This window comes from Paenarthrobacter sp. FR1, from assembly GCF_051106045.1.
Classification (GTDB): Bacteria; Actinomycetota; Actinomycetes; order Actinomycetales; family Micrococcaceae; genus Arthrobacter; species Arthrobacter nitroguajacolicus_A.
Map to the genome: position 1 here is coordinate 758,893 of NZ_JBPFSF010000001.1, position 19,684 is coordinate 778,576.

15 protein-coding genes are annotated in these 19,684 nt (G+C 60.5%); 6 read left to right on the top strand and 9 right to left on the bottom strand.

Going from position 1 to position 19,684, the window contains the following annotated elements; all coding sequences use genetic code 11:
- Positions 1-6: 6 nt before the first annotated feature.
- The 4 genes from ACR30Z_RS03545 to ACR30Z_RS03560 all read right to left on the bottom strand — a co-directional run bounded on the left by ACR30Z_RS03545 (position 7) and on the right by ACR30Z_RS03560 (position 5,101).
- On the bottom strand, positions 7-933 hold the full coding sequence (locus ACR30Z_RS03545) for a hypothetical protein (protein ID WP_434371231.1): 927 nt from the start codon (positions 931-933) through the stop codon (positions 7-9).
- A gap of 58 nt (positions 934-991) precedes the next feature.
- Positions 992-2,209, bottom strand: coding sequence for an MFS transporter (locus ACR30Z_RS03550; RefSeq protein ID WP_434371232.1), 1,218 nt, complete (start codon positions 2,207-2,209; stop codon positions 992-994).
- A 139-nt stretch (positions 2,210-2,348) separates the two neighbouring features.
- Complete coding sequence (locus ACR30Z_RS03555) at positions 2,349-3,929, bottom strand: beta strand repeat-containing protein (protein WP_434371233.1); 1,581 nt, start codon at positions 3,927-3,929, stop codon at positions 2,349-2,351.
- Positions 3,930-4,027: 98 nt separating this feature from the next.
- Positions 4,028-5,101 carry a hypothetical protein gene (locus ACR30Z_RS03560; RefSeq protein ID WP_434371234.1) on the bottom strand — a complete coding sequence of 358 codons (1,074 nt, stop codon included), beginning with the start codon at positions 5,099-5,101 and terminating at the stop codon, positions 4,028-4,030.
- Positions 5,102-5,469: 368 nt separating this feature from the next.
- Between ACR30Z_RS03560 and ACR30Z_RS03565 the strand changes: the two genes are divergently transcribed.
- Positions 5,470-6,732, top strand: coding sequence for a choice-of-anchor P family protein (locus ACR30Z_RS03565; protein ID WP_434371235.1), 1,263 nt, complete (start codon positions 5,470-5,472; stop codon positions 6,730-6,732).
- 111 nt (positions 6,733-6,843) lie between these two features.
- Here the strand turns inward: ACR30Z_RS03565 and ACR30Z_RS03570 are convergent, their stop codons facing one another.
- Positions 6,844-7,716: an MBL fold metallo-hydrolase gene (locus ACR30Z_RS03570; protein WP_434371236.1), complete on the bottom strand. Its 873-nt coding sequence runs from the start codon at positions 7,714-7,716 to the stop codon at positions 6,844-6,846.
- A gap of 208 nt (positions 7,717-7,924) precedes the next feature.
- The gene (locus ACR30Z_RS03575) at positions 7,925-8,995 is read right to left on the bottom strand and encodes a NosD domain-containing protein (protein ID WP_434371237.1); all 1,071 of its coding nucleotides are present in this window, start codon (positions 8,993-8,995) and stop codon (positions 7,925-7,927) included.
- Positions 8,996-9,360: 365 nt separating this feature from the next.
- Between ACR30Z_RS03575 and ACR30Z_RS03580 the strand changes: the two genes are divergently transcribed.
- The gene (locus ACR30Z_RS03580; protein WP_434371238.1) at positions 9,361-10,212 is read left to right on the top strand and encodes a hypothetical protein; all 852 of its coding nucleotides are present in this window, start codon (positions 9,361-9,363) and stop codon (positions 10,210-10,212) included.
- A 590-nt stretch (positions 10,213-10,802) separates the two neighbouring features.
- Here ACR30Z_RS03580 and ACR30Z_RS03585 read toward each other — a convergent pair.
- Genes ACR30Z_RS03585 through pdhA form a run of 3 tightly spaced genes read right to left on the bottom strand, consistent with a single transcriptional unit; the run spans position 10,803 to position 14,577 of the window.
- Positions 10,803-12,242 (bottom strand): dihydrolipoamide acetyltransferase family protein, encoded by a 1,440-nt coding sequence (locus ACR30Z_RS03585; RefSeq protein WP_434371239.1) that lies wholly within the window; start codon positions 12,240-12,242, stop codon positions 10,803-10,805.
- A 2-nt stretch (positions 12,243-12,244) separates the two neighbouring features.
- Positions 12,245-13,345 carry an alpha-ketoacid dehydrogenase subunit beta gene (locus ACR30Z_RS03590; protein ID WP_434371240.1) on the bottom strand — a complete coding sequence of 367 codons (1,101 nt, stop codon included), beginning with the start codon at positions 13,343-13,345 and terminating at the stop codon, positions 12,245-12,247.
- Positions 13,342-14,577, bottom strand: coding sequence for a pyruvate dehydrogenase (acetyl-transferring) E1 component subunit alpha (pdhA, locus tag ACR30Z_RS03595; protein WP_144650532.1), 1,236 nt, complete (start codon positions 14,575-14,577; stop codon positions 13,342-13,344). The genes ACR30Z_RS03590 and pdhA overlap by 4 nt, the downstream gene beginning before the upstream one ends.
- A gap of 171 nt (positions 14,578-14,748) precedes the next feature.
- Between pdhA and ACR30Z_RS03600 the strand changes: the two genes are divergently transcribed.
- The 4 genes from ACR30Z_RS03600 to wecB all read left to right on the top strand — a co-directional run bounded on the left by ACR30Z_RS03600 (position 14,749) and on the right by wecB (position 19,420).
- The gene (locus tag ACR30Z_RS03600; RefSeq protein ID WP_434371241.1) at positions 14,749-15,213 is read left to right on the top strand and encodes an Lrp/AsnC family transcriptional regulator; all 465 of its coding nucleotides are present in this window, start codon (positions 14,749-14,751) and stop codon (positions 15,211-15,213) included.
- Positions 15,214-15,273: 60 nt separating this feature from the next.
- Positions 15,274-15,846, top strand: a complete 573-nt coding sequence (locus ACR30Z_RS03605) for a YdcF family protein (RefSeq protein ID WP_244296730.1) — start codon at positions 15,274-15,276, stop codon at positions 15,844-15,846.
- A 214-nt stretch (positions 15,847-16,060) separates the two neighbouring features.
- Complete coding sequence (locus ACR30Z_RS03610; RefSeq protein WP_434371242.1) at positions 16,061-17,710, top strand: hypothetical protein; 1,650 nt, start codon at positions 16,061-16,063, stop codon at positions 17,708-17,710.
- A gap of 555 nt (positions 17,711-18,265) precedes the next feature.
- On the top strand, positions 18,266-19,420 hold the full coding sequence (gene wecB, locus ACR30Z_RS03615; RefSeq protein WP_434371243.1) for a non-hydrolyzing UDP-N-acetylglucosamine 2-epimerase: 1,155 nt from the start codon (positions 18,266-18,268) through the stop codon (positions 19,418-19,420).
- The last annotated feature ends 264 nt before the right edge of the window (positions 19,421-19,684 follow it).

A 19,684-nucleotide genomic window follows, 5' to 3' on the forward strand; every position in this document is an offset into this window, starting at 1 on the left:
GGCCTGTCAGCTGGCCGGAACCGATGGGGCGGTTTCCCCCACCCGGCGCTTCACGTCTGATCGTGTGGTTTCAGCTTGGAAACCGCAGTCCGCAAGCCCTGCCTGCCAGTGGCCCCGGCACGTCACAAGCTTTTCGAACCACGCCCGAACCAGCTCTTTCGGCGGCGGGGTATGGCCATCGCCGGTGTCGGGTCCCCATCTGTCCATGAGCATGAAGAGGTTGCCAGAGCCACCAACCGCGTCCACGAAGGGCAGTTGGTGGTTCTGGATGTGGAACCAGTCCTTTGCGTTCTGAACAAGAGCTACCGTGTGGTCAAAGCCCGCAGAATAGGCAGGTACCAGGTCATGAGCAACCCGCGCGGGCAACTCGGTCATATCCTTTCCCTCCATGTCCCAGGCGTGGGTCATGTAACGTCCCACGGCACCAGGGTAGAACCGGGAAATTGAGGTCTGAGGATTGACCGCGAGAGCAAGTGATGTCGGGAAGAACCTGGACAGTGCCAGGCTGGCGTACCCGCCTGCCGAGCTGCCGAAGAACATGACGTTGTACCCTCCGGTCGCCCTCACGATGCGCCGAATAACATCGGTCAGGGTCTCTTGAAGGTCCGGCTGCTCCTTGGAGCCCGCGTACCACCCAATATTGAAGTCGGTGGACTTCCTGAGGCTCGGGTCAGAGATGAAGATGCGATTGACGGGCAGGCCCGCGGTCACTCCTTGGCCCAGAAACCACGGCAGACGAACGTCATTCTCGGCCGCTCCGTGGAGACACACCAAGGTGGTATCGGAGTCGGCGGGGACATTCAGGATTTCAATGGGCAAGCCTTGGTGCTGAATCTCGATCAGCCCAGCAGGAACCTCGTCCGCGGACAGAAATGCGTCAAGGTCCGAGAATCTGGATGGCGTGGGGGCTTCGACGGCTTGGTTTTCTGGCACCACGGTAGTCTAGCCGCGCCAGCGCGCGAGTCCTGAATCCCGCTGCCAGCCGTACGCCTCAGTAGTTCCGCCGATGCTTCAGCCGCGGAATTGCGACGGCGAACACCACGGCCGCTGCGAAGCCCAGTACGCCTGTGGCCCAGACACCTGCAGACAGTGAGATCGCAGCCGTCAGCCCGGACAACAACACAGGTCCCCCGGTTGCACCAGAGTCCGCTATGAAGCGCCAGATCCCCAAGAAGTGACTGCGCCCATTATCCGGTGAGAAGTCGGCGCCCAACGTCATGATCAGCCCGGAACTGATGCCGTTGCCGAATCCGATCAGCAACGCAACCAGCAGCAGCGGAACGAATCCGCCGGTGAACGGAATCAGTATCAAGGCCGTGCCCATGATCAACGTGGAGGGGATGGCCACCCATTGCCGGCCCTTCCTGTCCATGAGCTTCCCGGCAGGGTAGAACACCAGCATGTCGATCGCCCCGGATAACCCGAAGAGCAGCGAGGCATGCGTGGCATCGAGCCCCAGATGATCCGCCCAGAGCGGGATGACCACCTGTCGCGAAGCACGCAGGGCACTCAGGAGCAGGATCCCGAAACCGACCGTCAGGAACACGCCTGCATGCGAGACTGCAACACTTTTGAGCGTCGACGCCGGAGGGCGCGGACCGCCGTCGGACGTATCCGGGGCCACCAGGTCCGGGATGGTGAGGGACAAAGCCGCGGCTGCCATCATCCCCGCAAACCCCACCCAGTACGCCCCACTGATGCCGGCGAACTGCATCACACCGGCACCGACGAACGGACCGATGAAGATGCCGATCCTGGTGACGCCGCCCAAGGTGGACAGGGCTCTTGCCCTGAACATGACCGGGACGGCCTCCGTGAGGAACTTCTGTCTGGCGAGATTGAAGACGCTGGCCGACATTCCCACGAGGGTCATCGAGGCGGCCAGCAGCCAGAGGCCATGCTCAACCTGCGGTGCGAACGCTGCTGCACCGAGGGCAATCGCACCCAAGGCGCCAGCTCCTACAATCGACCACCGTTCGCCGAACCTCTCCGTGATGATCGAGGCCGGGATATTGAAGAACCATGATCCCAGTCCGATCAGCGTGACGATCAACGCCGATACAGCCACCGAAGCACCCAGGTCACGTGCCGAGAGTGCGATGACCGGCAGAACCGCCCCTTCGCCGATACAGAACAGCAGCGCGGGCCCGAAGGCCGGTAGGGCGACGCTGCGAAGGCTGAAGTTTCTATCTGCTTGGGTGGTGGTCATCCCTTTCATCCTAGGACTGTCTAAGTGTGGACCGGCCTGGCATTACGTACTGCAATGCTGCCCATACTGGCTCGCAGTTGTTGCGGCTCCGAGGATGGAGCCGCAACAACTACATGCGACGCGGGATTGCTTCCGTCCTCTAGCGGCGGTTGACTGCTGCCTTCCGGCGACCAGCCGCGGCAAGGAACAGGCCCATCAGGAGCAAGGCGCCTGCCCAAAGACCGAAGCTGTCGCTCAGTCCCGTGTTAGCCAGCGCAGTGGAACTCCCGACGGCGGTGGCAGCTGCCGCCGTTGTCGCACCTCGGGTGGCACCAGCGGAAACGACGGTCCCAGTTTGGGTGCCAGTGGCTGAGTTCATGCCAGCTGTGTTGCTGCCTGTATTAACACCGGTGACGGGGCCGCCAGCAGCGGGCGGGTTGACGGTCGGCGGGTTCACCACCGGAGGATTCACGACAGGCGGATTCACGACAGGCGGGTTCACCACCGGAGGCGTAACGACCGGCGGGTTCACCACCGGAGGCGTAACCGTGCCAGCCGAGCCGCCACCGATGCCTACCGAAGTGGAGCCAGTAGATACGGGAGCCGTGATCGGGATGATCAGCTGGGTGCCCGAAAGCACTCCGCTGCTACCCGAAGTAGTGCTGCCGGGCGTTGTGGCCGTGCCGACAGTTCCACCCGTGGTGCCAGTGGTCGTAGCTGACGAATCGCCCAGCACACCAGCCGAGGTAGAACCCGTGTTGATCGGAACGCTGATCGGAGCGACCACCTGAGTGCCCGAACCAATGCCATCCGAACCACTCGTGGTGCTGCCAGCACCAGTGGTACCGGAAGGAGCAGTCCCACCGGAAGTTCCAGCGTTCGCCGCTGAGGAATCGCCCAGCACACCAGCCGACGTAGAACCCGTGTTGATTGGAACGCTGATCGGAGCGACCACCTGGGTGCCCGAACCAATGCCATCCGAACCGCTGGTTGTAGCGCCCGAGGGATACCCGGCAGGAGCTGCCGAACCGGCAGAACCGGACGTGGCTGCAGAGTCGCCACCGACACCCACAGCAGTGGCTCCGATATTAACAGGGACCGCTATCGGAGCCACTACCTGAGCGCCGGATGCGATACTCTCTCCCCCCGACGTTGTTGTCTGCGCTGGCGCTTGCGCCGGTGCAGAAGTTGCTGCCGCTGTTGTCGAGGTGGCTGACGAGTCCCCCAAGACACCCGCTGACGTCGACCCCACGGTGATCGGAACCGTCAGCGGTGCTACCACCTGGGTTCCCGAGGCGATGCCGCCAGAACCGCTGGTACCGGCTGCCGGCGTCGGACTGGTTGTCGCCGCTGGCGCGGCAGGTGTGGCTGAGCTCGCCGCAGTGGAGCCCCCCAGCAGACCCACTGACGACGAGCCCAGGTTTATGGGCACCGTGACCGGGGCGACTACTTGCGTCCCGGACCCGATGCTGTTGGAACCGTTGGTGCTGGCGACAGGTGCAGCGCCGGAACCTGCAGCAGGCGCAGTCGCTGACTTCGTAGCTGCTGAATCCCCCAAAAGTCCCAGAGATGTTGCGTCGAGGTTGATGGGCGCTGTTACCGGCGCCACCACCTGCGTTCCCGATAGCACCCCGTCCTTGCCACTGGTGGTGTCCGCGGCGTTTGCCGCGGTCGCGCTGAGGACAATCATGCCCCCCGCAAAGCATGTGCCTATGAGGCACTTGCGTATGGTCTTGTTCATTGTGATCTTCTCCTGAAGGTCTTGTTCCCAGAGACGTCCGATGACGGATCGCCCGAATTACCGTCTGCCGCAAGAGGTGGCGCGGCATGGTGGGGGAACTAGTCAGGAGAGGAGCCGGGATCAAAACAGACCGGCTTTGGATGTTGCTCTTCAGCTGCCGTTGCGAGGCCAGGAAGAGACTCTGCGGGAATAATCACTGCCCCGTGCAGGAAAGCTGCTGCGGAGCTTGGAGGACCGTTGTTGGAATTACTGGAGCCCGCTCCGGCCACGCCGGCGGGCACTGATTCAAGATCGGCAGGCCATTCGGTGGGAGCGTCAGGGTCAGCCCCCGGGCCCGCCCCAGCAGTTGGAACCGTGCCGGTTGGACCCAGCACACTGGATATCGAGTAGAACAGTGATACCTCGTTGACACCGCCTTGGCCAGTAGCAGCGCGGACCTGCTCCGTGTGCGCGGTCACTGTCTTCTGGTCTGGAGTTTCGAAGGCTGACGCTGCTTGTTGACGATCACCACCCAGCACGGGCAGTACTGACGACCCAGGGCCAGGGATCAGCGGGACGACGGGAGCGAGCGGCGGGACAACGGCTTCAACAGGCGGAGGAACTGAGTCCACGACGTCGACAATTGGCTGAAGAATCGGAGTGGCCACGTCGGTTACTGGGGTCAGCCAGACGGGCGCAAGGACATCGTTGACAGGAGGAACTGCGGCCTCAACTGCGGCGTCAACGTGTCGTGTAGCTGGTGCCACCACGGTGCCCACAACGGTCCCTGCGGTATCAGCAGGAAGAATTTGGCTGACAACGGGAACTGTCGTCACGATCTCGTCCGCAGATCCGCCGACTTGTCCAACGATGGGCGTCACTGCCGGAACAGCGACCGATATCGGCTTTGCCGGTACCACCCCTTTGACAGGCGCGGGCAGTGGCACGTTGGGTACAGGAATGCTGACGGTAGGAGCCGTCGCCGGTGGCACGGCCGCTTTCGCTACCGATCCGACGGTACCCGTTGCCGCGATGGCAACACCCTTCACTGCGCCCGTTGCTGCTGACACCGTGGACGAAACGGAGGACATTACTCCGTCACGCAGTGAATGATTGTCCGAGGCTCCGGTGTCTGCACTCGCTGCCGTAGCCGAGAGAGCCATCCAGATTGCCGTCCCGGCTCCAGCGATCATGACAGAGCGGAGAATGCTGGTAGCACGCGGAAATACGCGTGAACCCTTCATCTCGACACCCCCAGGTAGTCGCGAACCATACGGTCGCCTTCATCCTAGGACTGGAGTTACCCATTAGTCCATGCCTGAGAGTAAACCAGCTTTCACAACGCGATTCCCGGACGGCACTTTTCTCACCGAAACCCTGCAGCCTGCACCTCGTGGACAATTCTTGGCTGGTCCGACGCAGGGCATCGCACGAGGGAACAAGAAAAGAACTCTTTACCTGATTCGTTGGATCTATTGTTTTCGCCTATTTCCGGACTGTACCGTGAGCAGCACCGTAAGCACTCTTACGAGATCGTGTACGACATTCTGGGGAGAAATACATGAAACGTTCGCATGTTGCTTTAGTGGGGGCACTAACTCTAGCGCTTGCCGGGTCGGCTACACCGGCCCTTGCCGCAACCACACCAGCGCAGGTAACCACCGGATTCTCTGGTTCCGCGTATGGTTCCTACATTTTCAATACCGATAAGACACTAACTTCTGGTCCCACGGCGAGTTCAAGTATCAGTTGCACCGGTGCAACTGGAAAGACTTCTTCTAACACCGCGGCGGCGCTGACCGTTCCCGCCGTCGGCAATGTCGGCGCAGCAACGACCAGTGTCAAAACTCTGCTGACCACTACGGGTAAACGGATCGAAAGTAAATCCACCATCAACGGAACCACCCTCCTGGGTGGGCTGATCACTGCCGGAGCCATCACCTCCGAAAGCTCCGCGGATAAGAACACTGCGGGAGCCTTTTCTGGCACAAACAAGACGACCATTGCTGATTTGAAAGTTCTGGGTATCGCTGTTGGAGCCAACCCGGGCGCTAACACGGTGCTCGACCTCGCCGTTCCGTTGGTAGGTTCGGTTGGCAAGATCACCTTGAACGGCCAGGAGAAGCGCCTAGTTAACGGGACTTACCAAGTATCGACCACGGCGCTACGTGTCGAAGTTCTGAAAGCCGGGCTGCCTGGCCTCAAGATCGGTACCGACATCCGTTTGGGTGTCAGCACCGCCAATCTGACCGCCCCGCAGTCCGGATACCTCGCGGGTATGGGTTTCAGTACTAGGGCTGTCCTGGCATCAGGTATATTGAACGCCGGCCCGACAGCGCTTGCCTACGCCAAATGTGGTGGTGGGACGAACAACGCAAATACCGCTGGCGCCACGATCCCGGGCATTTTGTCGGCGGGGGCCTCCTCAACGGCGACCACGGGCACACTTACGCCTCAGCCAAAGGTCACAGTGACCGACACCCTGGCAGGTCTTAACCTACTCAATGGTGCAATAACGGCTGACGCGATCAAGGCAGAGACTAGCGCTACACGGGCCGCGACCGCTTCAACCGTGACCCTGACCGACACCTCCACCTTCACCAACCTGAAGGTCGCGGGGCTTCCAGCCATCAATGCCTCCGTCGCCCCGAACACGGTGGTCCAAGTTGCCGGGCTGGGACAAGTCACCCTGCACAAAGTCAGCAAGTCATCGACGTCAATCATCGTCGTCATGATTGACGTCGTGCTGAACCAGCCACTGGGTGCGCTGCCCACAGGGTCAAGAATCCAGATCGGGTACTCCAGCACTGGCGTCACGCAATAGCTGCCGGCCTGTAGGCCAGATGGTCCCACTCTTGGTCAAAAACCTGAACGGTCCGTCACCAATGCGTTGGTGACGGACCGTTCGTTTGCTCGGTGGATTTAGCAGCTGAAATCAGGAAGGGTACGAACCGGCTTTTCCCGGCCCGAAGTCCGGCGTCGCCATCGTCGCTCGTCCGTGGGCATTGGTTTCCTGGAGCCTCTTGATGAACCAGCGGGATTGCTCGGGACCATACGGAAGCACTGGTATCGCCTTGGTTGCGTCCGATGGCATGTCGCGGATGGACTGCGTTGCCTGCCGGACCGCTGTGCTCATGGTGTCAGCCATGGTCTTGACAAACTGGTCGCTCGCAGGCTTCCCGTGGCCCGGCACCAGGAATTCGTAGCGGTGGCGGAGGGCTGAAATGTGCCGCAAGGCATCGGCCCACTCCTCGGGATATGAATCCTCGAACGAAGGGTGCGCTCCTTGCTCAACGAGGTCGCCCACATAGAGCGTTGAGCTGGTGCCTACCAAAAGGTCGCCATCGGTGTGTGCACGGCCAAGGTAGAAGAGCGTGGCGGTGATTCCGCCGAGATCCACCAGGACGGGCTGGTCGTGGACGAGCGCGTTCGGGACAACGATGTCGACGGCGTCGCCCTCGCCCGCTGCCATCTCGGGTTCGTTAGTGGCCACGAAGCGGCGTTGGTTGTCGGCGTCCTTTTCGATGGCCGCCGCACAGTTGGCGTGCGCCCAGAACTCCGTGACGCCGTCGTCAGCGAAAACGGCGTTGCCGAAGAAGTGGTCGTAGTGCGCGTGCGTGTTCACGACAACCAGCGGCAGCTGGGTCTTTTCGCGGACTGCCGCGAGGATCTCCCGGCCTTGGCGAGGGCCGCAACCGGTGTCGATGACCATGGCGAGTTCAGTGCCCACTACGAGTCCGGTGTTCAGTAACGACCCCTCGGTTTCCAGGACGTAGTTGTTCGGACCGAGTTCTAGCCAAGCTGACAATTGATTCTCCGTTTACAGTGCAATCCGGCGATGTTCAGGCCTCTACTCTACCCACGGAAAGCTGGGAAACAGCGGAACGAAGCGCATAGCGGAATGACTCACAGTATCCGAGGCCTTTCATCGTTCCGCCGCTAATGGTGGTGCCGACGTCTGTGAACAGGCCAGCCACGATCTGGAAACAGCGGCAGCTGTTAGAGAAGACCAAGGCTCACTTCAGTACAGGAGCTGCCACTATGCTTTGCCTGTGCTCGTTACCTTGCACATCTGCGTCCGTAGAGGATCGTAGCTGCACAGCCACGCTGGCACCCGTCACAGTGTTATCTCGAACGACTGGAGCGACAGTCCACTTCAAGTAAATGCCAACGCCAGCCTCAGTCACGGATTCCTGTAGGACGTTGCCGCGCACCTCGATTCCACGAAGTGGAGCCATCGCGGCCCCGTTCACAGCGATGCCGTTCCCAATCACGCGTGGATTGATGGAGTTGTTCAAGACTTTTACATGCTCAGATTGGATTACGTCAATCGCGGCACTGGGATTGGTGGGGGCCTTTCCCGGGTCAGCCTGAAGCTTGTTGCCCTGCACCACCACATACGATGCTTGGACCTTGATGAAGCGCCGAGAGACATTGCTGACGTCGTTGTCGCTGATGGTGAGCATTCCCGCCGTGAACGGTCGAGACGTGCCGTCAAAGAACAGCGCGTGGATTGCGTCTCCTTCCTCGCCCGTTACGTTCTCGATTCGGTTTCCTGTGATGAAAGAACTCACCTGAGCGGACTCTATTGAATTGAGCGCAATCCCGCGTGCGGCCCCCGACCCGTTCCCTCCGATGCCGTCGCCCACGCTGACAACATTGCGCACCCAGTTGTTACGGATAACGATGCCACCACTGGTCGAAGCATCGATCCCGCGGGCCGATTGAGTCTCCGAACGGAAGTTCTCATAGCGGCCATTCTCAATCAGCGCCCCGGAGCCAGTGACTTTCAGTCCATATGCTGCACGGTTGAGGCCATCGACATGGAGGCTTACTTTGGCATTATCTCCCTTGACGGTTAGCGCCGTAATGTCGATGCCATCGGCAAGAATAGAGGCATTCTGACTTTGAAGGATCCTGTTGTTACCAGTCAGAACCAGGCCTTTGGTGATGCGGTAGTTACCGTCAGCGAGCCGAACGCCACCAGCGTCAAGCCATGCCTGCAAAGCAGCCGTATCGTCGGCGACGCCGTCGCCCTTCGCGGCGTTCGGAACCTCAATTGGCTCCTTGTTGATGCTGTAGGGCATGGCTTGTGTCGTAGCAGAGGACGTCGCGGCGGGGACGGCACCGGCGTTCGTTTGGCACCCTCCCAAAAGGATGCAGCAGGCCGCCGCCAGAGAACCGATCAACCAGCCCCGGGTCCGGTCTGTCCAAATAGCGGTCATGCAACTCCCATCCCAACAGAATTTATGACCCTTGGACCGGTCTCTCGATCACCCGCGTCGCCGTCCACATGGGAAATTCATCGATATGGACCCCGATGCGGTAGAGCAAAACCGATTGTTCGTTGCCTTTATGCTAGCTGTGCATAGGCCCCCACACCCAACTACCAGCGCAGGATGCGGCTGACATTGACCGGCAGTCGCCGTCTGTTTCAACTAGAGTCCGGATCATGACTAACTCGAACCGCCGCGATGTGTCGCGGTATCCGCGAAACCACACAGTTTACTCAAGCCTGAACGAATTCCTAGGTGTCGAGCACCTACCCTCGGAAATCCTGTCCATCGAGGGGGCCCAGCCACTGGACATCTTTTATCTCCCAACTGGAAGCGCCACCACCGTTGTCTCGTTTCACGCCGCTATTACCGGCCAAGGCGCGAACCTCCCCATGTTCTCGGGCTTCAAGGTCACTCAGGATTGGATGCCTAATCAGATCTTTGTTTCTGACCCGGGACTGCTGGCAAGCGACGATCTGACCATCGGATGGTTTTCTGCCACCAAAGAGCTTCCCCTCCAAGTTGAACTTCCGAAGGTACTCAGCAAATTGATCGACGCCGCGGGTGGTTCTCGGACCATGTTCTGGGGTCCATCGGCCGGTGGATTTGCGGCTCTCTTCTACTCGCGATTCTTTCCGGGCTCCTTAGCAGTCCCGGTGAATCCGCAGACGATTCTGTCGAACTTCAATATCGCGCATCAACGAAGTTACACGGAAGCAGCGTTCGGAGCTGTAACCGTAGAGCAACACGAGAAGGTGTTTGCAACACAGCTCTGCTCAGATCTCCGCGACCATTACAACGGCGAGACCCCCAACTACATTCTCTACGTCCAGAACATCACTGACCCACACGTTAACCTGCACATGAATCCGTTCCTCGACTCGCTTAATTCGTTGGAGAGGGTAAGGACGATCATGGACGATTGGGGCGCCGGCCACGTCGCACCCTCATCAGAGCGGCTACGCGAAATCATTGGATCGATGTCAAACCCTGATACCAACTGGGACCAGTACTTTTCCAGGAACTAGCGCTGCCACAGTCTCCACGACTCCCTGCCGACGTCCCCCATCCAGCCCTTACGCTTAGGACAGGCGAGCTCCATCATCTACAGGGTCGCCTGTGATTGTGCTGCGGCTTCCTTCGCGATATCGATGGGCTGGTCCGAAGGCCGCCGGGGACGGATCGCTCATCGTTTTATTCCGCTGTAGACGATATCTCCTGCAAGGCGGAAGGCCTCCCTGAATGCAGCTTCATCAGAAACCTTGTTGTTGGCCCTCAATGCGATTGACCATGCCTCGTCAGCGGAGACGCCCACAGCAATGGCAACTGCTGCAAGCGCAACCAGCGCGGTAGCCTGGCCGGGAGCCTCGGAACTCTCCGCTCCACTCATTCGAAGCGCTCACTTGGGCGCAGCTCACCGGCCGTCAACTTACATTCCATATTGAGCCCCCTTCGTAACTGGGCAATTGTGGAGGGCTCCTTCTTTCGGACGCATCGCCATGTCTTAGAAGTGTCGCCGACGGCACAATCATGACGCGGAACCGACCAGAAAATCCTTCAGGCAATGGACGCAGAAAGACCCCGGACATGACGACCGGGGTCCTCCTGGCTGGAAGCCTTACATATCCGCGAGCGCTCCACCCGGGTTCTCGATGGCATCCGCGACGTACCGGAGGAAGCCCGCGGCCGTTTCGCCGTCGCACACGCGGTGGTCGAAGGCGAGGGTCAGCTCGGTGACTTTGCGGACGGCCAGCTCGCCGTTGACCACCCAGGGCTTGTCGATGATGCGGCCCACCCCGAGCATCGCGACCTCGGGGTAATTGATGATCGCGGCCGAGCCGTCAACACCGAACACACCATAGTTATTGAGCGTGAAGGTGCCGGAGCCCAGCTCGGTGGGAGTCGCTTTACCTTCACGCGCGACGGCGGTGAGTCGGCGGATCTCTGCGTCCAGTTCACGGGCGCTCAGCTTGTGAGCGTTGCGCACGGACGGGACCACGAGGCCGCGGTCGGTCTGGGCCGCGAAACCGAGGTTGATTCCGTCGAAGCCCACGATCTCCTGCGAGCCATCAGCCGCAGTTTCAAACCGCGTATTCAGCGCCGGGTACTTTTTTAACCCAGCCGTGACAAAACGCGCGATGAAGGCCAGCAGACCCGGAGTTTCATGTGGAGCACGCTTTTTCAGCTCAGCCCGCATGTCGAGCAGGGCGGTCGCGTCCACGTCCACCCAGACGGTGGCTTCGGGAATCTCGGCGCGGCTCTTTGTCATATTCGCGGCCACGGCCTTGCGGACTCCACGGACGGGCGTCCTGGCCGAGACTGCCAGGCCTGTCCGCCCATCGAGGGAACCCTCGGCGGCAGCAGGCGCTTCCACACGCGCAGGAGCGGGAGCCAGGGCTGCAGGAGAGTCCGGCGTGGAGATAGCCGCTTCCACGTCCCGGCGCATGATCAGCCCGCTGGCACCGGAGCCTTCGATCGTGTCCAGCGATACACCGTGGTCACGTGCCATCTTCCTCACCAGCGGTGAAATGACCGCGCTGAGCTTGCCGGGGATGCGTGTCCCGGCAACAGCCGGTTCCAAGACAGGATCAGCAACAGGTTCAGCAAGGCGATCGACGACGCCGACACTCGCCTTGCGTGGCCGGGTCCGGCCACCAGTCGCTCCCCCAGGCGTGCCATATCCAATCAGCACATTGCCGGAACCGGCCTTCTCCTCAGTACGGTACGTTTCGGCGGCCGCCTCTACGGCAGGAGAAGCGTCGATCCCGGAGGACAGAGCGGCCGGCGCTGCGGCATCGGGCGAACCAGAACCAGCACGAGAGATCGAGATCAGCGGCTTGCCGACGTCGAGCGTTTCTCCAGCCTGACCGTGCAGCTCGGCGACGGTGCCGGCATAAGGTGAGGGGACCTCAACCATGGACTTGGCGGTTTCGACCTCGGCGATGGGCTGGTCAACCACGATCTCGTCGCCGACGGCGACGAGCCAGTTCACCAGTTCGGCCTCGGTGAGTCCTTCTCCGAGATCGGGCAGTTTGAAGACCTGCATATCAGAACTCATGGTTAGTCCTCCCACTGAAGGTCGTCGACGGCGTCGAGGATGCGGTCGACGCTAGGCAGGTAGTAGTGCTCCAGCTTGGGAGACGGGAACGGGACATCGAAGCCGGTCACGCGGAGGATCGGCGCTGCCAGGTAGTGGAACGCGCGTTCCTGCACGCGGGCCACGATTTCAGAGGAAACCGATGCGAAGCCGTGCGCTTCGGCTATGACGACGGCGCGTCCGGTCTTGCGCACGGACGCGCAGACGGTCTGGTCGTCGAAGGGAACGAGGGTGCGGACGTCGATGACCTCGAGCGAGCGTCCCTCCTCGGCCGCGGCAGCCGCAGCGGCGAGCGCGGTGGGAACGGAAGGTCCGTAGGCGATGAGCGTGGCGTCCGTGCCGGGACGGGCAACGGCTGCGCGGCCCTCGGTGGAGGTGCCGGCGTCGTGCTCTGCGCGCAAGGCGCCCAGGTCCACCTGGTCCTTGGACCAGTAGAGCTTCTTGGGTTCCATGAACATGACGGGGTCGTCGGAGTCGATGGCTTCGCGCAGCATGCGGTAGCCGTCGGCGACGGTGGCCGGGGTGTAAACCTTCAGGCCTGCGGTGTGGGCGTAGTAGGACTCGGAAGAGTCGCAGTGATGCTCCACTCCCCCAATGCCGCCGGCGTAGGGAACACGGATAACCATGGGCATTTTGAGCTTGCCCTTGGTGCGGTTGTGCATCTTGGCTACGTGGCTGACGATCTGCTCGAAGGCCGGGTACGCGAAGGCGTCGAACTGCATTTCAATGACAGGTCGCATGCCGTTGATGGCCATGCCGACCGCCATGCCGACAATGCCGGATTCTGCGAGCGGGGTGTCGAAGCAGCGCTGTTCACCGAATTCGGCCATCAAGCCGTCGGTGATGCGGAAGACCCCACCGAGCATGCCGACGTCTTCGCCGAAGACCAGGACAGACGGATCGGTGCGCATGGCGTCGGCCATGGCGGTGTTGAGCGCCTTGGCCATAGTGAGGCTCTGCGGACCAGTAGCTTCAGCTGTTGCTGCAGCGGAAGCGGCGGCGCTGGCGGTGGCTGCGCTGACGTTGGCTGTGGTGGTGCCGTTGGCAGCGGTGGTGACGGTCATTTTGCGCTCTCCGATCCTGAGTTGTGGGCGTTGCCGGTGTTACCGGCGCTTTCAGCGCGGGCGAGTTCGCTGGCGAGCAATTCGGACTGCTCTTTCAGCTGAGAGGTGGGCTTCGCGAAGACGTACTTGAAGAGGTCCAGAGGCTGAACCGGTACATCCTCGCCCAGGCCCTCACGGAGCTGGGTGGCGACGGCTTCGGCATGCTCGGCGATCCTGGCGCCGGCCTCGTCATCGAGGAGACCCTTGTCCGTGAGGTACGACTTCATGCGCGCAAGCGGATCCTTGGCCTGCCATTCGGCGACTTCGCTGTCCGGACGGTAGCGGGTGGCGTCGTCGGCGTTGGTGTGGGCTTGCATGCGGTAGGTGTGGGCCTCAATCAGCAGCGGCCCGGATCCTTCGCGGGCCAGCTTCACGGCTCGGTCCATCACGGCGAGCAGTGCGACGAGGTCGTTGCCGTCCACGCGCTCACCGGCCATCCCGTAGCCGACGGCCTTGTGAGCCAGCGACGGAGCCACGGACTGGTGGCTGAGCGGCACGGAGATGGCGTACTTGTTGTTCTGCACAAAGAAGATGACAGGCAGGTGGAAGACGGCGGCGAAGTTCAGGGCCTCGTGGAAGTCACCTTCGCTGGTGGCGCCGTCGCCGCACATGGCCATCACTACCGTGTCTTCGCCGCGCAGCTTGGCAGCATGGGCAACGCCGACTGCGTGCAGCAGCTGCGTGGTGAGGGGCGTGCACTGGATGCCAACGTTGTGCTCTGTGGGGTCGTACCCACCGTGCCAGTCGCCGCGGAAGATGGTCATGACCTCAACGGGATCCACCCCTCGCGTCATGACGGCGACGGCGTCGCGGTAGGTGGGGAACAGCCAGTCACCTTCACTGAGGCACATGGCAGCTGCAACCTGGCAGGCTTCCTGGCCATGGCTGGATGGGTAGACGGCCATGCGGCCCTGTCGGACGAGTGCAGAGTTCTGGTCGTTGACGCGACGTCCGACGACGAGCTGCTCATACGCGGCCATAAGTTCAGCGTCGCCGGGCGTGGGGTACTCGTGGCCGGGTTCGGTGCCCTGCTCGTCATGCGAGCGCAGGGTGCCATCCGGGTTCACCATTTGGATCTGGTGCCGGGCGGGGAGCATGTAGTCCTCGACGCTGATGCCGAATTTAGTCCGAACGTCAGCAGCTTGGTCCTCTACAACCGTTTCCGGCGCAGAGTGGTCTGCGTGGATCGTCATTGGTCCGTCCTTCTCTAGCCACTATGTGCTTCCAGTATGTTCCCCGGCGCTGTTTCGTATCCAGCTATCAGGAAAATCATGGAAGCCATTGCCCAAACTGGGTATTCTGGAAGACGAATTGTAATTGTGAGCTGGGTAACGCGCCTGTGCCGTAGACGAATTGGAGAGACCGTGAGCGAGGCCGAGTCGGAGCAGACCGCCGTACCGCTGGACAGCGTGGACCGGGACATCATCCGCGAACTCACCACGGACGGGCGCATGTCCATTACGCAGGTGGCCGAGAATGTACACATCAGCCGCGCACACGCTTACTCGCGGATAGCCCGGCTCACAGGCGAAGGCGTGCTGACCAAGTTCACTGCGCTGGTGGATCCCATCAAGGCGGGCCTGCGCTCGTCCGCGTACGTAACGCTGAAGGTGCAGCAACATTCATGGCGTGAGCTGAAGGAACAACTGCGGGCCATACCGGAGGTACACCACATTGCGTTGGTAGGTGGCGACTTTGACGTCATCCTCCTGGTCCGAGCAACCGACAACATTCACCTGCGCCGTGTGATCTTCGACCAATTGCAGTCCATGGATGGGGTGCTGGATACGCAGACTTTCCTTGTGTTTGAGGATGTTGATACGCGGTAGGCGTCCTGCGCGGCTCCTGGCTCGGAGGGACCACTCATTTCCGGACCTTAGACTGTCCCCGTGCCCCTCAAAACTGCCCCCGCCACGCGCGCCTTTGGCATTGTCATAGGGGCATGCTTTGTGGCGGCAGTGCTCTGGCTGATCGCAGCCTTCCAGTTCTTCTATGACCCCCCGCAAGCGGCCCCTCACCGGACTGACGCAATCGTTGTCTTGGGCGGCATGAGCAAGGAGCGGCTACCGGTGGCCCAGGAGCTGCAGCAAGACTTGGATATCCCGGTTCTTGTGGTCTCAACAACCGGCCTTGCGGGCAATGTGGAAGGCGATGCTCTTTGCCACGAGGATGCTGGCGATCCTGACCTGGTGTGCTTCCGCCCGTCCCCCCTCAATACGAGGGGGGAAGCCGAAGCATTGCGCGCTTTGATTGCGGAACATGGTTGGAAGTCCGTCACGATAGTCACCTCCGAATACCACCTCTTCCGCGCCGGAACACTGATGGAGCAATGCACGAACGCGGAAGTCCAGATGGTGGGTTCGCAGCCCGATCTTTCCGTCGGCGCCTGGTTGGACCGGTTCGTGGTGGAAACAGGAGGCCTGATCGACGTCTGGATGCGGCCGGAGTGCTCTTCTTTATAGAGCTCTCCGTGGTTCGGGAAGGGTTGTCCGGATATGACATTTCAAGTAATGCCAAGACAAATCACACGGGGGCAGCTGTCAACTAATCGTGTAGCCCTTGTATTGATTTCTTACCGTTTGAAGGTTTTTGTCAAACTCTTGAGTTTCGAGGATGAAGCGCGCCATCCTTTTGCCATAGGTCCAAGGTCTCACCCTACGAGCCCAAGGATCCATCGTGGAAAAATTCCGGCCCAAGCCGTCCACCACCCACCTCGCTCGCGCTCGGCATTTTGTAGCGAGCCTCTTCGCCGCCTTCATTCTGGTAATCGGCTTCGTTCACGGACCCATTGCTCAAGCGGCTCCGGCCCCTGTTTATCCCATCAGCGGGTACTTCATCTATGGCAGCACCAACGACGCAGTCAATGTAAAGAAATTGACGGACATCAAGTCGGTAGGCGGTGACACGGTGATCACCTTTGGCTCCCGACTGAAGCCAGCCACGCTTTCTACCATCCCTGCCGCCTGCACCATTTCGGGCATAAACTGCGCGACAGCTGCAGCGTCCGGAGTCAAGGTGAAGCGGTACTTCACCTACTCGGATGGCAGCTCATGGGCATCACCAGCCATCCTCTGTTCCCGCGACAAGACAGTCACCAGCGGAACAACTGTCTATACGATTTTGGTCTTGCCTGTTGAGGGAAGTGGCTGCAACTCACCAAGCGGAACATACGACGTTGTGGTCATCAACGGGGTGACGTCCACCTCGATGTCGGTTTCCCTGGGAAAGGCGGCCACGAATTTGGGAATGAAGTTCTACGCAGGCCTCCCGGCTCCGATCATGCGTACCGACGTCACCTACCTTCCCGACCTCTCGTACCAAGCAACGTTGTCACTCTTCACAGCCCGCTTCCTGATCTATCAAGGGAATGTGAACAATGTTCCAGGCTTGGCGGGCTTCTACCACCACACGGAGATGCCGCTCAGCGACGGAGCGGTGTGGGATTCCGTCCTCACGCTGTACAGAATCCAAAACGCGAGAATTGCACAGTACCAGCCAAGCCGCTCAGCGGTGGTTAGCCCGTACATCGACTCCCGCACAGCATTCGGCGGGCGCGTCACGGTCGATCAAGCACGCAATGCTGCCAACAAAATCGCAAAGACCGCAAACGGTGTAAAACTGGCGATCGCCGTCCAAGACGGTATGGGTACAGGCAAGGGGGCCTCATTCTTTTCGAGCGAGAGCGGCAACAACGTTGACCAATTTGCCGCATCCATCGTGGGGAGTGGATCTTGGGGAAGCAAGTATCTCGCCCCAACCAGGGACTACTTCTGGGCACTGTCTGAAGGCGTACGGGGTACCGGTGCCCAGCTATGGGCCAACCTCGAAGGTATGGCGCCGGCGACCTCACAAAACCCTTGCGACAACAGCTTGCGCGGGCAAAGTACTAAAACCAGAATCGATAAGCAGTTGCAGCAACTGGGCAACACACCAGTGAAGGTGATCTCGTTCATGTGGGATCCGTACTTCACCTGCGCTGGGACGTGGGCCCCGATGCTCGACCGCCTCAAAGCCGGCAACACGACCCCCATCATCACCGACTCCATTTTCTACGGAAACGGCGATGTCCTGGTCACAGGACACAACCTGAGCGGGGGCACCATCCGGGTGCAATGGTCAGACGCCAATGGACGGGTTCTCGACAAGACCGTGACTGCGGCCGACTACAACGCGTCTTACGGAAAACAGCTGGGGATCAATCCGCTGCTGGAGTCCGTTACGGCAAAGCTTGGGGCAACTTCCCTGGCTTCCGGCAAGCATTACTTCATCGATGTGGTCAACGGCGCAGGTGTCAAGAACGACGCCATGTACTCCGACCGCGGCTAGCGCAACTTCGGAGGGGCGGTTCGAGGTTCGAGCCGCCCTTCTGACGCGTCGCCGCTTCTCTTAATATTGCGACTGACGGCTTCAATGCAAGAATTGGTTGTGGCCATGGTTCATCTGGACGCAACTGAGGAGTAAAACGTGACGGACCCAGTCCGCCGGACGGCGGCTCTTTCGCCTGCCCCTCGGCATCTACGCAAACGCCGTTTCAGGTCCGAGATTTCAACGAGCCACATGGCTGGGTACCAAACGAGCGGCCCCACACATCCTCCGCGCGCATCTGCACAAACTTCTTCACCAGACTCAAGAGTACTCAAGCCAACCACCCCAACTAGGGGGCCAGACGGGCAGGGCCCCGAAACGCGCGAAGTCTCGCACAGACAAAAGCGTCTGATTGCGCTGGTGCTTGTGATCCTCGTCTCTGTCACTGTTCCTGTTCTAGCCTTGACCTTGATCTTTGCCCCGTAGGACGGCGACCAGCGGTTCGCAAATTGAACTCCCCGATGCGTCGTGCGATAGCATCGGGAGGTCACTCAACGCCACTCCCGGGGGAAATCCATGCCCAGCGTCATGCCAATCTTCGGCACCCGTCCGGAAGCCATCAAGATGGCTCCGATTGTCAGTGCTTTTCAAGAGTCCAAGGATTTCGACTGCATCGTGACTGTGACCGGTCAGCACCGCGAGATGCTGGACCAGGTCAACGAGTTGTTTGGGATTGTCCCGGACCACGATCTGAATATCCTGCAGCAGCGCCAGTCTCTTTCAGCCATCATGACTCGGACTATCGACGGTCTGGACAAGTTGTTTACGGACAAGAAACCTGACGCAGTGATCGTCCAAGGCGACACCACCACGTCAACGGCTGGCGCAATTGCCGCTTTCTACCACGGCATACCCGTAGTCCACGTCGAGGCCGGACTGCGAAGCGGGGACCTGTTCTCGCCGTTCCCGGAAGAAGCCAATCGCAAGATCACCAGCCAGATCGCAAGTCTTCATCTGGCCCCGACCAGTGTGAGCCGAGCCAACCTTCTGGCCGAGGGGATTTCGGAGGACAATATCGTCGTCACTGGCAACACCGTGATCGATGCCCTTCTCACTACTGTTGACAAGCACATCCCATTCTCGGACCCGCAGCTCGAGGATCTTGCCGCCAGTGGCCGCCGAATTCTTCTGGTGACGACGCACCGCCGCGAAAACCAGGGCGACGCAATGCGTGGAGTCGGCCGCGCTTTGGCCCGCATTGCTGAGGCTGAACCTGAACTCGTCATCGTTTTGCCGGCACACAAGAACCCTGTGGTCCGCGAAGCAGTGCTGCCCGCGCTCGAAGGCAAGGCGAATGTTGTGGTTACTGAACCTCTGGCATACGGCGAGTTCACGCGCATGCTTTCCATGGCACACATCGTTCTCACTGACTCGGGCGGAGTCCAGGAAGAAGCTCCCAGCCTTGGGAAGCCGGTACTGGTGATGCGCGACAATACTGAACGTCCGGAAGCAGTCGATGCCGGCACGGTAACTCTCATCGGAACTGCCGAAGAACGCATCGTTACGGAAGTGAGCCGCCTCCTCAACGACTCCAACCACTTCGACACAATGGCCAATGCAGTGAACCCCTACGGAGATGGCCGCGCCTCGGAACGCACTGTTGCGGCCGTTGCTGAGCTGCTTGGCGTCGGCCAACGCATTGACGAATTTGGTGTAGCCCCGGTCGCATAGGCTGAAGGCCTCCGCTTGACGTCGTCGATGCCGTGGGAGCTGCACACACAACCTTGGTATACCATAAGGTCCGCTACTGGTAATCCCGGCCGGACCTTATGGTGTTGCCTGCTGATAGCATGATGCGATCTCAGGTGAACAGAAATCGGTAAGGAGTGTGCAGGTTTGGTTGATTTTCCAATCTCTCTCATCGGACGGGAAGGCCTCGGGCGCGTAACAAAATCCTTGGTCTCCTATTTCGAGTCACTCCTGGAGCCCCTCGAT

Coding starts and splice junctions, on each gene's coding strand:
- ACR30Z_RS03550 (WP_434371232.1), bottom strand. CDS start 2,209: ATGACCACCACCCAAGCAGATAGAAACTTCAGCCTTCGCAGCGTCGCC.
- ACR30Z_RS03555 (WP_434371233.1), bottom strand. CDS start 3,929: ATGAACAAGACCATACGCAAGTGCCTCATAGGCACATGCTTTGCGGGG.
- ACR30Z_RS03560 (WP_434371234.1), bottom strand. CDS start 5,101: ATGATCGCTGGAGCCGGGACGGCAATCTGGATGGCTCTCTCGGCTACG.
- ACR30Z_RS03565 (WP_434371235.1), top strand. CDS start 5,470: ATGAAACGTTCGCATGTTGCTTTAGTGGGGGCACTAACTCTAGCGCTT.
- ACR30Z_RS03575 (WP_434371237.1), bottom strand. CDS start 8,995: ATGCCCTACAGCATCAACAAGGAGCCAATTGAGGTTCCGAACGCCGCG.
- ACR30Z_RS03580 (WP_434371238.1), top strand. CDS start 9,361: ATGACTAACTCGAACCGCCGCGATGTGTCGCGGTATCCGCGAAACCAC.
- ACR30Z_RS03585 (WP_434371239.1), bottom strand. CDS start 12,242: ATGAGTTCTGATATGCAGGTCTTCAAACTGCCCGATCTCGGAGAAGGA.
- ACR30Z_RS03590 (WP_434371240.1), bottom strand. CDS start 13,345: ATGACCGTCACCACCGCTGCCAACGGCACCACCACAGCCAACGTCAGC.
- pdhA (WP_144650532.1), bottom strand. CDS start 14,577: ATGACGATCCACGCAGACCACTCTGCGCCGGAAACGGTTGTAGAGGAC.
- wecB (WP_434371243.1), top strand. CDS start 18,266: ATGCCCAGCGTCATGCCAATCTTCGGCACCCGTCCGGAAGCCATCAAG.